Here is a 10,739-nt window from a genome sequence, read left to right as displayed (position 1 = left end):
GCTGGCATTGATGGAATCCAAAACAAGATAGACCCGGGTGCAGCACTTGATAAGGACTTGTATGATCTTGAGCCGGAGGAGTTGGCATCAGTGCCCCAGATGCCGGGGAGTCTTGATGTGGCTTTGAATAATCTTGAAGCCAGCCACGACTTTCTGTTAAAGGGAGATGTATTTACTGAGGATTCCCTTAAGACGTGGATATCGTATAAGAGAGCTAACGAGGTGGATGCCATGAGACTGAGGCCTCATCCATATGAGTTTTTCCTCTACTATGATATTTAAGATAATAATTTAGTGTAGAACAAATGTAATCCACAATTGACTCCTTGAGGCTGCAGGAAAACTGCTTTACTGGTAACATGGGGGTTATCAGATATAATGAAGGCAGCCTCAAGGGGTGCAAAATCTGCATGAATATATAGTATTTTCCCCTAAACATCATCAACATGACCGTTACCCCCAGTTTCTTAGTCTTTCCGGCAAATTTGCGTTAATTTTTTGATTAGACAAAATAAGCAATTTAAAAAAATTTAAGTAGCGACTAATTAGCTTGATTTAATTTATAATTAAGCGGGTGCCTTTGCAGGGTTAACCCCGCAGAGGCTGTGATAAAGTAAAAAGTGCAGGAGATTAAAGATATGTTTTTTCTAAGAAGAAAGGAATGGATGCCGATAGGAACGGGAATTCTGTTTGGTCTTTTGGAGGTCCTTTCGTTTTACATGTCAGACCGGCCATTGGGCTCCTCCAGAGGTTACACCACTATCGGTTCTATAATTGAGTATGTTTTTTTTCCGGCACACGCTCAAAAAGTCGCCTATTGGCAATTATACGAACCCTACCTCGAGTGGACGATAACATTAATAGCGGGCATTGTGTTTGGCAGTTTTGTGTCCTCGCTTATGTCCGGCCAGTTTAAGTTTACACTGGTCCCCGATATGTGGAAAACTACGATGAAAAGTTCGGTTTCAAATCGGTGGTTTTGGGCTTTTATAGGCGGCGTGCTGGTAGGTTTTGGCTCAAGGCTTGCTATGGGCTGCACACTTGGCATGTTGATAGCAGGCGTTATTCAGCTTGCTCCGGCAGGGTTTATCTTTATGATGTCCCTTTGGATGGGAGGCCTTGGTGCCACAGCCCTGTTCTACAGGCTTAGAACATTTACTTTCAGGAGGGGATAACTCGCCATGGATCAAATTCTGTTACGGCTTAAAGATACTTTTGACCCATCAACCATTGGATCTTTATCGGGCCCTACGAGTCTCTACGGAGGGTTTATACTTGGCTCTCTGCTTGGTATCATCTTGCAAAAAGGCAGGCTGTGCAAGTATGATGTTGTCTCAGGAATGTTCAGATTACAGGATTTTACCTTTTGGAGAATCGGCACCCCTCTTCTTATGATAGGCATGATTGTAGTGTTTCTGTTTAAGGACCTGGGAATCATACAGCTGCACGTTCCGGCAACAGTGGTGTTTGCTCAGTTGTTTGGAGGGGTAATATTTGGCGCAGGACTTGCCATAGCTGGCTACTGTCCGGCCATTGCTGCAGGGGCACTCGGTGAGGGACATCTTGATGCACTTGCTGCTATGGTTGGCATTGTGTTTGGCTCAATAGTTTATGCTGAGGTTTTTGACGGCTCTAAACTATACCATATAATTAGCTACATAAACCTTGGTAATGTGACTTTCCCTGATATTTTTCTTGTGTTTAACCACTGGTTTTTCGTGCTGGGATTTGCTTTCATGTGCACGGCGTTTCTTGTGGGAATCAGTATGTATGATGAGTTTTTGCGGGCGTCTTTTATGATTGTGGGCAAGGTGTCAGGTAAGTTAAAAAGGAAATAGTTTGTATGAAAATTGCTGTAATTAAATTAATTGCTCTTTTTATGTTGCATTATTATATAATAGAGCTGAGGGCGGTATCGTGAGCAGGAGCGTGCCTGCCCTGCAGGTGTTAGCAGATGGAGAAGTTAGACCGACAATTAGATTTTTATGGGAGCTTGATTCTGGTCATGGTGAGTGCGTGCCGGGAAACCGGAAGCTATACCCTTTCCATAGAGCACCCACCTATGAACATGGGATCTAATTTTTCCTCTCTCACCGCAAGGGCGGGTTTTAACATACTTAGCATGGCAGGCCTGACAGGAATGACCGGACTGAAAATGAGGAAAATGAATATAAATGCCATTGGTGATAGCGGCATGTTTTTATTTTATTATTTTGTAAGCAAACTAATTTTGTTATACAGAAGAAAAACGATTAGTTTTTATGAGATAAAAAAGTCCTCAGAGAGTTCTTAGTTCCGGTTGTGTACATGGCCTCCTTTTACTTTAAATGGAGGACAAGGGGTTTTGGAACTATTTGAAAGACATTGCGAATTTGAAACACTGAGACAGACTCAGCTGTTAAGTGGATATCTCTTCTCCGGCAACCTCACAGAAACCACACCAATAAAAAAGGCTTTAAGATGTACTTATTTAGTAAATTTACCACCACACGGGCACGAGAAAATGGGCTTGAAAAAAGATTAGCAGACAGGAGGCGTAAGGACAAATGATCAACATAGTTTACATATTAATAGCCATAGCGGCAGGGGCTCTCGTGGGAGGGTTGCTTGCATTTTTGTTTAAGAGAGCTCTTAACAAGAAATCCATGGAACTTGACAAAAGAAAAGAGGAAATAGTCACAGAGGCTGAAAGAGACGCTGAAAGGATTAAAAAAGAGGCTCACATAGAGGCCAAAGACATTAAGTATCAGACAAAGTCTGAGGGCGAACGTGAAATAAAAGAAAAGAAGTTTGAACTTAACCAAATGGAAAAACGCCTTAGACACAAAGAGGAGAGCCTCGATAAAAAACTCGACCAGTTTGAAAAGCGCGAGGGTGATTTTATGAGGCGCGAAAAGGACTTTTCTAAAAAAGAGCAGACAATTGCAGATAAGGAAAAGCACTATGACAAACTGATTCAGTTAGAGACTGAAAGGCTTGAAAAAATCTCCGGAGTAACCACAGAGGAGGCTAAGTTCCAACTGCTTAAAAAGGTTGAAGAGGATGTGCGCTATGAGCAGGCCAGACTCATAAAGCAAATAGACAACGAGACCAAAGAAGAGGTGGAAAAGCACTCCCGCAACATCATAGGGCTTGCAATTCAAAGGTATGCCTCCGATTATGTCAGTGACGCTACGGTAACTGCCGTGACACTGCCCAATGAGGAAATGAAGGGGCGGATAATCGGCAGAGAAGGCAGAAACATCCGGGCACTTGAAGCTGCCACAGGGGTGGATTTCATAGTTGACGATACGCCGGAGGCTGTCACTCTGTCTGGTTTTGATCCGGTACGGCGTGAGATAGCAAGGATTTCCCTTGAGCGGCTGATAACGGATGGCAGAATTCATCCGGCTCGTATTGAGGAGATTGTCGAAAAGGTCAGAAAAGAGGTAAATAACGCTATGAGAGAGGAGGGTGAAAAGGCCGTCTTTGATCTGGGCCTTACAGGGGTTCATCCTGAGTTTATAAAGCTTCTTGGGCGGCTTAAGTATAGAACATCGTATGGACAGAATGTGCTTCAGCACTCCCGTGAGGTGGCGTACTTTGCCGGTATGATGGCAGGAGAGCTTAAGGCAGACGTAAAGCTTGCTAAAAGATCCGGTCTGCTTCATGACATAGGAAAAGCGGTGGATCAGGAAATAGAGGGGCCGCACCACGAGATAGGAGCCGCTATCGCTAAAAAGTACGGCGAGGATGAGCGGGTGATTAACGCAATGCTTGTCCACCACGGCGATGGTGACCCAATCTGTGTTGAGTCGGCACTTGTTACGGCGGCAGATGCGCTTTCGGCAGCGCGCCCCGGTGTGCGCCGTGAAAGCATTGAAAACTACATTAAGCGCCTTGAAAAACTTGAGGAAATTGCCATGTCCTACACCGGTGTGGATAAGTGCTACGCCATACAGGCAGGACGTGAGATACGTATAATAGTCAAACCTGAGGAGACCTCCGATGATATGTCATATCTGATTTCGAGAGAAATCGCTAAAAAGGTTGAATCAGAGATGACATATCCGGGGCAAATTAAGATAACTGTGATAAGAGAGTCACGTTTTGTAGAGTATGCGCGATAGAAGCCAGTCACAGTGAAAGTACTATTTATAGGGGATGTGATAGGGCGTCCGGGCAGGCTGCTTCTTAAGAGTATTCTGCCGGGGATGGTGGATAGTCTGCGCATTGATTTCGTTATAGCAAACGGAGAGAATGCTGCCGGCGGGTTTGGGATAACTGAAAAAACGGCAAATGAGCTGTTTTCTATGGGTGTTCAGGTAATAACCACCGGTAATCACGTCTGGGACAAGAAGGAGACTGTGCCTTACCTTGCCAATGAGGACAGGATACTACGCCCGCTTAATTTCCCGCCAGGTGTGCCAGGCTTTGGAAGTATCGTGTATGATCTTAAAAACGGCCTTAAAGCGGGGGTCATAAATCTGGTTGGACGGGTCTTTATGAATCCTTCTGACTGTCCTTTCAGATCTGTTATGCCTGAGATAGAGAAACTCAAAAAAATAACCAATATAATAATCGTTGATATGCACGCCGAGGCTACCTCGGAAAAGCAGGCACTTGGCTACTACCTTGACGGCAAGATCAGTGCTCTTGTAGGAACCCATACGCATGTTCAGACATCGGATGAGAAGGTTCTCCCTCAGGGTACGGCCTACATAACGGATGTGGGGATGGTTGGGCCTGTGGTGTCTGTGATAGGGGTGCGTGTGGAGCAAATAGTGGAGAAGTTCCTTAACCAGATACCGCAAAAGTATGAGGTGGCAAAGGGCAGCTGCTTTTTCTGTGGAGTAGTTATTGATATAGACAACAAAACCGGCAAGGCTGTTGCTATTAAGAGACTATTAGTAAACGAGTAATACCGGGTGACATTCCAATATTAGATAGGAGGAAACATGGAAGCTAAACTAACGTATGTCAGTGGAATGAAATTTGTGGGAGAGGCTTCAAGTGGCCATGCCATAGTGGTGGATGGTGAACGTGAGCATGGAGGCGATAATGTTGGTCTCAGACCGTCAGAGCTTTTGCTGATAGCTATTGGCGGCTGTTCAGCTATGGATGTTATTTCTATTATGAAGAAAAAAAAGCAGCATATCACAAGTTTTGAAATAAACGTAAACGGCAATAAGGTTGATACTCATCCCAAAAAATTCGACAAAATTGTCGTAGAATATGTTTTTAAAGGTAAAGATATATCTGAAGAGGCGGTACAAAGGGCTGTGGAGCTCTCCATGACCAAGTACTGTTCCGTGAAGGCAACTCTGGAGGGTGGCGTACCAATAGAATATACTTATAAAGTTATTAATGAATAAACTTCAGACAGCACTTCAGCACATTGCAACTCTGTGGAAAGTAGGGTTTGTTCCGATAGCGCCGGGAACGGCTGGGACTTTTGTCGCTTTTCTGTTTGTAATCTTCTTTAGGCCCGGTAACCGTGCGTTGTTAATTATAACGTTGGTGCTGCTTGTTGTAGGAACCATAGCCGCACACTCGGCTGAAAAAACACTCGGTAAAAAAGACTCAGGGCATATTATAATAGATGAGGTGGTTGGGTATTTTGTATCCATACTTTATGTGGATGGTTCGATGACAGTTTATGTGATTGCATTTTTTCTGTTTAGGGTTTTTGATATTTTAAAACCTCCGCCGGTTAATTATGTTGAAAAGTCATTAAGCGGCGGCCTTGGCGTTATGATGGATGATGTGGCAGCAGGGCTTTACGTTAACGTGGCATTTCAAATAGCAACGAGTATGAAATTTTGAAATCAGTACGGGCATTTATAGCAGTAAATATTGATGAGGCACTGAGAGAGAAAATAGTAGCCTTCGTATCAGGGCTAACCCTTTCAGCCGTAAAATGGGTAAGAGCAGAAAACCTCCATTTGACTTTAAAATTCCTTGCTGACATATCTGAAAGCGAAACCGCCAAGGTTGTTGATACACTTAATAATACTCTGCCTGAGAGTAAAGCTTTTGACATAACCCTAAATGGCATTGGAGCATTCCCTAACGAACGCAGGCCTAAGGTTATATGGGTTGGAATAACTAATGCGGATGGTTTGGTAAAGCTTCAAGGCACAATAGAGGATAGTCTTTCAGAGGCTGGTTTTAAGCGTGAGGAACGGGATTTCTCACCACATCTTACAATTGGCAGAGTAAAGACAACAGATGGGTTAAGTGATTTTTCCCGGCAGACACAAAAACTTAAGGACGCTGTTTTTGGAGATATGACAGTTGACACTGTGTATTTAATGAAAAGCGAGTTGTTTCCGGCAGGCCCTAAGTACTCCGAACTAAAATCATTTAAGCTACAAAAACAAGACTAAAACTTTTAGCAGATTTCGCGCCCTTGACTCTAATACCGAGTAACGTTCAAAGATATAAACAAAAAACTGGATTCCTGCCTTCGCAGGAATGACAAGAAAAAGAGGAATGACAGGAAAGGGATCCAAGCCTTCTTTGTCATCCCGCACTTGATGCGGGATCCAGTCCTTTTCATCACTATTAATCTACCTTTTTACAAGCTACTTGGTATAAATTAGACTTTTATGCTACAGTAAGAGGTGCGTATTACTGTGGAAATAAAATCGGTATCGTCAAAAAACAACAGGGATATTCTGTTTAATGGCTATCCGTCTCATAGTGTTAACGAAACAAGCATTCAATCAGTCCTTGAGTTATTAAAATTAAATCACTGGGCAGATGACGAAAACGAAAGCGCAAGACTGGGGACGGCGCTCTTTAACATGCTTAACGGTACCGGTGGGGCGTTAACCTCAAAAATTACAGAGGCGTCCTACAATGACGAAATTCTTAATATATACTTGAAACTCCCAGATGAGCTTAATGATTTACCATTTGAGTTAATTAATAACGGTGGGTTTCTGCTCCTTACCCACAGAATCAATATTTTTAGACTGGCAATGCTGCATGGGAAAGACAAAAAACGAGAACCAAACAACGCCCCTCTAAAACTCCTTTTTATGGCCTCATCACCAATAGGAGAGACTACGCTGAATTATGAAAATGAAGAGGAACTAATTTATGAAAAAATGGGACATATCCCAGTTGATATGACAGTTGAGGATTCCGGCTCAATAGACGGCTTGTACGATACTCTGTATGAAATTGCCGGCAGCGACATAGTCCATATAAGCGGACATGCCAAGTTGGAGGGAAATAAACCTGTGTTTTGTATGGAAGATGAAACAGGCAATCTTGATAGTGTGACACATGATAGATTATTTAGAAAGATGGAGGGATTTATACCAAGGTTACTTTTTCTGTCAGGATGTTGGACAGGCAAGGGAGACAGCTCCGGCCAGTCTTTTGCGTATAAGATGGTACAGGACGGAATTCCGATAACGCTTAGTTGGGGGCTGTCGGTTGGTGACAATAGCGCAACATGTATGGCAGCCGAGCTCTACAAAACCATAGCAGAGGGTAAGGGTATAGACTATAGCATTATAAAGACCAGACAATTCTATGGAGATGTATATAACTCGTGGCACAACCTTAAAGCATTTACAGATGAAAGCTCGTTGGCATCAATAGTAGAAGCCGGACAGAAGTTAAAATATTTACCACGTCGAAAGTTGGTTTATAAGTATTTGGGGGATTCGCAGGTTAAGGCGCTTGAGACCGGATTTGTTGGGAGAAGGCGATACGTTCAACATGGAATCAATATTTTAAAGGGAAAAGTACACGATAAGTTTGGGCTGCTTATCCGGGGAGTGGCAGGGGTTGGTAAAAGCACCCTTTCCGGTAAACTTATAGAGCGGTTTCATGACAGGGAATTAATTGTGCTTCATGGTGAATTTAGTAAAGTTGATATACTTACAAAAATCAGGGATTTAGTAGAGAAAAAAAGAAATAAAATTGGAATAGAGATTCTAAAATCTGATATTGGTTATGACGAGCAAATTAAAGAGTTAATGCCCAATGTATTTAACCAAATTCCCGTGATATTTTTGTTTGACGATTTTGAACAGGTGCTGGAGCGCTCGGCTAATGACGAATTTCATATAACAGCTGATGCCCTTGACGCTATAAGGCCGCTGCTTTACTCAATAGATTGGGCGGAGCATATTACGAACATAATAATCACAAGCCGGTATGACTTCAAACTTGAATTTGAAGGAAAGTGCCTGGACGAAAAGCTATTCGATTTATCGCTTAAGTCTCTCACTGGAGCGGATTTAAAGAAAAAAACCAATACACTAAAAAGCATTGCTAAAAGTGAGAACTCAAACTTATATATTGAATATGGACACGGTAATCCCCGGCTTCTTGAGTGGCTGGATATAATCGCAAAGGACGAAAGTAAATATGACGTCGCAGAGCTTAAGAAAAAGTTACAAGGCAGAAACGAGGATTTTGTAAGAGACTATCTTTTAGATTTAATAACCGAAACAGAGGGGGAGGAGTTTAAGACTTTTATAAACAAATCTGCCGTCTTTAGAACACCGGTTGGTGAAGATGCTTTTGCCAATTTTGGTGATAAAGATCTTTTAGAAAAAGGTGTAACCCTCACATTTATGGAAAAAGAACAGGATGCTCAAAAGAAATCTTATTATTGGGTAACCCCTGTGATACGAGACATGATGTGGAATAAGCTTGATGACCTCGAAAATCTTCAAATGCACAATACTGCGTATGGCTGGTATGACGGCGAAGTTGAAAAAAGCCGGAAAAACAAGATAAAACCTGACCCAAAGTATTTGGAGGAGGCGTTATACCATGCCACAAAAACAGATAATATTTTCGCCGCTTGTAAGTATGCTGTTTTATTAGGAAAGTACATGATAGATTTGCTACTCTTTAGAGAAAGACTCTCCATGCAAAAGGAAATAGCAGATAAAATAGACGAAGCTGTTATCGAAAGAGCGATAGAGGCAAAAGAAGACTATGTGACTGCTTTGCTAAATAATTATGGACTTATTTTAGATGACCTCGGTGAATATGAGAAAGCTACCGGGTATTATGAGAAGGCTTTAAGAATATTGTTGAAGGTCTATGGTGAAAACAATCCATATGTTGCTGCAGGTTACAGCAACCTAGGAGTTACATGGAAAAAACTTGGGAAATATAAGAACGCTATTGAGTATTACGAGAAGTCTTTAAATATTTTCTTAAACGTCTATGGTGAAAACAATCTATATGTTGCTGGAAGTTATAACAATCTGGGTGCTGCATGGAGCGGCCTTAAGGAATTTAAGAAAGCTTTAGAGTATTTTGAGAAGGCTTTAAGTATTGATTTGAAGGTTTATGGTGAAAACCATCCTACCGTTGCAAGAGATTATAACAATCTGGGTGCTGCATGGGACAGCCTCGGGAAATATGATGAAGCTATAGAATATTACGAGAAGGCTTTAGGTATTTACTTGAACATATATAATGGTGAGAACCATCCTGCTATTGCAATAAGTTATAACAATCTGGGTGGTGCATGGAAGAACCTTGGGGAATATGATAAAGCTATCGGGTATTTAGATAAGGCTTTGAAAATATACTTGATGTTTTTTGATAAAAGCCATCCAGATGTTCAAACTACTCTGAGAAATCTCGAATTTGCAAAATCCAAGTTAAAAGGGTAAAGGAACACTTAAAAAAACTTAATCCGCAGATGAACGCAGATAAAAAATTTTTGATTGCAAAATATCGGCCACTAAGAGCCAAGTTATCTTGACAAATCTGTTCATTATACCTTAGTATCGTTGAGGGTAACTTCTTAAATGAAAGACACAAACAGACCTGAAATAAGTGTGGTCATGCCGGCCTATAACCATGAAAACTACGTAGCTGATGCGATAGACAGTGTGCTCTTGCAGACGTTTAAGAATTTTGAACTGATAATAGTAAATGACGGCTCTACAGACGGTACGGCGGATGTTATTAAACAATACAACGACCCTCGCATACGCTACTATTACCAGAAAAACGGCGGCTCTCACGACGCTATAAACAAAGGGATTTCTCTTGCAAGGGGTGACTACGTGGCCATCATCAACTCAGACGATGCCTTCTACTGTGATCGCCTTGAGGTTTTGCTTCACACGGCAAAAACCGAAGGCCTTGATTTTGTAGTCACTGCGGCCACTCTTATAGATGCCGATTCAAACATAATAACAGACCCCAGTCATCCGTGGATTATGGGGTACGAAAAGGTAAAGAACACCTACAGACACTATAACTCCCAGCTTAAAGCCATTTTATTAGGCAACTACACAATCAGTACCTCCAATTTTTTTGTAAAACGCACCCTTTTTGACGAAATAGGCAAACTCCGTAATCTCCGGTACGTTCTTGATTATGAATTCGCCATAAGGGCATTGAAACGTGACGAGAATAAATTTCGTTTTCTTGTTGACAGTGAACACCTCTTTTACAGGATGCACGGAAAAAACACAATTCTTTCGGATACCGAGGGCGCATACAATGAGGATTATGAATTGGTATCAGAGACTATGAAACACGTCTTTGGTGAGGGGCTATCACCATTTTTAGACCATCTCAGGGAAATGACCTTCGGTATTAAAGCAGGGAGCGGTACTTATGAAACAAATCTTACAATAAAAAAGATAGTAAAGATATATATTAAACCAGGCACAAAGCTTTTTAAAGTGGCCAAGACTATTCTACGTGTCCTTAAACTCTCCTGACCTTGACAGACCAACCGGGTATATTTTAGACTCTTA

10 protein-coding genes and 1 other RNA gene are annotated in these 10,739 nt (G+C 41.9%); all 11 read left to right on the top strand.

Going from position 1 to position 10,739, the window contains the following annotated elements:
- Positions 1-282, top strand: a 282-nt coding sequence (gene glnA, locus HQK88_15780; GenBank protein ID MBF0618261.1) for a glutamine synthetase, incomplete at its 5' end; no start/stop codon positions are given.
- A 356-nt stretch (positions 283-638) separates the two neighbouring features.
- On the top strand, positions 639-1,175 hold the full coding sequence (locus HQK88_15775) for a YeeE/YedE family protein (GenBank protein ID MBF0618260.1): 537 nt from the start codon (positions 639-641) through the stop codon (positions 1,173-1,175).
- A gap of 6 nt (positions 1,176-1,181) precedes the next feature.
- Positions 1,182-1,838 (top strand): YeeE/YedE family protein, encoded by a 657-nt coding sequence (locus tag HQK88_15770; GenBank protein MBF0618259.1) that lies wholly within the window; start codon positions 1,182-1,184, stop codon positions 1,836-1,838.
- Between the two features lie 89 nt (positions 1,839-1,927).
- Positions 1,928-2,112, top strand: a non-coding RNA gene (gene ssrS, locus HQK88_15765) — 6S RNA.
- Positions 2,113-2,546: 434 nt separating this feature from the next.
- Complete coding sequence (gene rny, locus HQK88_15760) at positions 2,547-4,109, top strand: ribonuclease Y (GenBank protein ID MBF0618258.1); 1,563 nt, start codon at positions 2,547-2,549, stop codon at positions 4,107-4,109.
- 12 nt (positions 4,110-4,121) lie between these two features.
- Positions 4,122-4,901 carry a TIGR00282 family metallophosphoesterase gene (locus HQK88_15755; protein ID MBF0618257.1) on the top strand — a complete coding sequence of 260 codons (780 nt, stop codon included), beginning with the start codon at positions 4,122-4,124 and terminating at the stop codon, positions 4,899-4,901.
- Positions 4,902-4,937: 36 nt separating this feature from the next.
- On the top strand, positions 4,938-5,354 hold the full coding sequence (locus HQK88_15750; protein MBF0618256.1) for an OsmC family protein: 417 nt from the start codon (positions 4,938-4,940) through the stop codon (positions 5,352-5,354).
- Positions 5,347-5,805: a phosphatidylglycerophosphatase A gene (locus tag HQK88_15745; protein MBF0618255.1), complete on the top strand. Its 459-nt coding sequence runs from the start codon at positions 5,347-5,349 to the stop codon at positions 5,803-5,805. Before HQK88_15750 ends, HQK88_15745 begins: the two co-directional genes overlap by 8 nt.
- Positions 5,802-6,368: an RNA 2',3'-cyclic phosphodiesterase gene (gene thpR, locus HQK88_15740; protein ID MBF0618254.1), complete on the top strand. Its 567-nt coding sequence runs from the start codon at positions 5,802-5,804 to the stop codon at positions 6,366-6,368. The genes HQK88_15745 and thpR overlap by 4 nt, the downstream gene beginning before the upstream one ends.
- A 249-nt stretch (positions 6,369-6,617) precedes the next feature.
- Positions 6,618-9,638: a tetratricopeptide repeat protein gene (locus HQK88_15735; GenBank protein MBF0618253.1), complete on the top strand. Its 3,021-nt coding sequence runs from the start codon at positions 6,618-6,620 to the stop codon at positions 9,636-9,638.
- A 138-nt stretch (positions 9,639-9,776) separates the two neighbouring features.
- On the top strand, positions 9,777-10,703 hold the full coding sequence (locus HQK88_15730) for a glycosyltransferase (protein ID MBF0618252.1): 927 nt from the start codon (positions 9,777-9,779) through the stop codon (positions 10,701-10,703).
- Positions 10,704-10,739: the final 36 nt, after the last annotated feature.

It is taken from the genome of Nitrospirota bacterium, from assembly GCA_015233895.1.
In the GTDB taxonomy this organism is placed as follows: Bacteria; Nitrospirota; Thermodesulfovibrionia; order Thermodesulfovibrionales; family Magnetobacteriaceae; genus Magnetomonas.
Note: the sequence above shows the minus strand (reverse complement) of the source record. Positions and strands in the feature narration are given on the sequence as shown.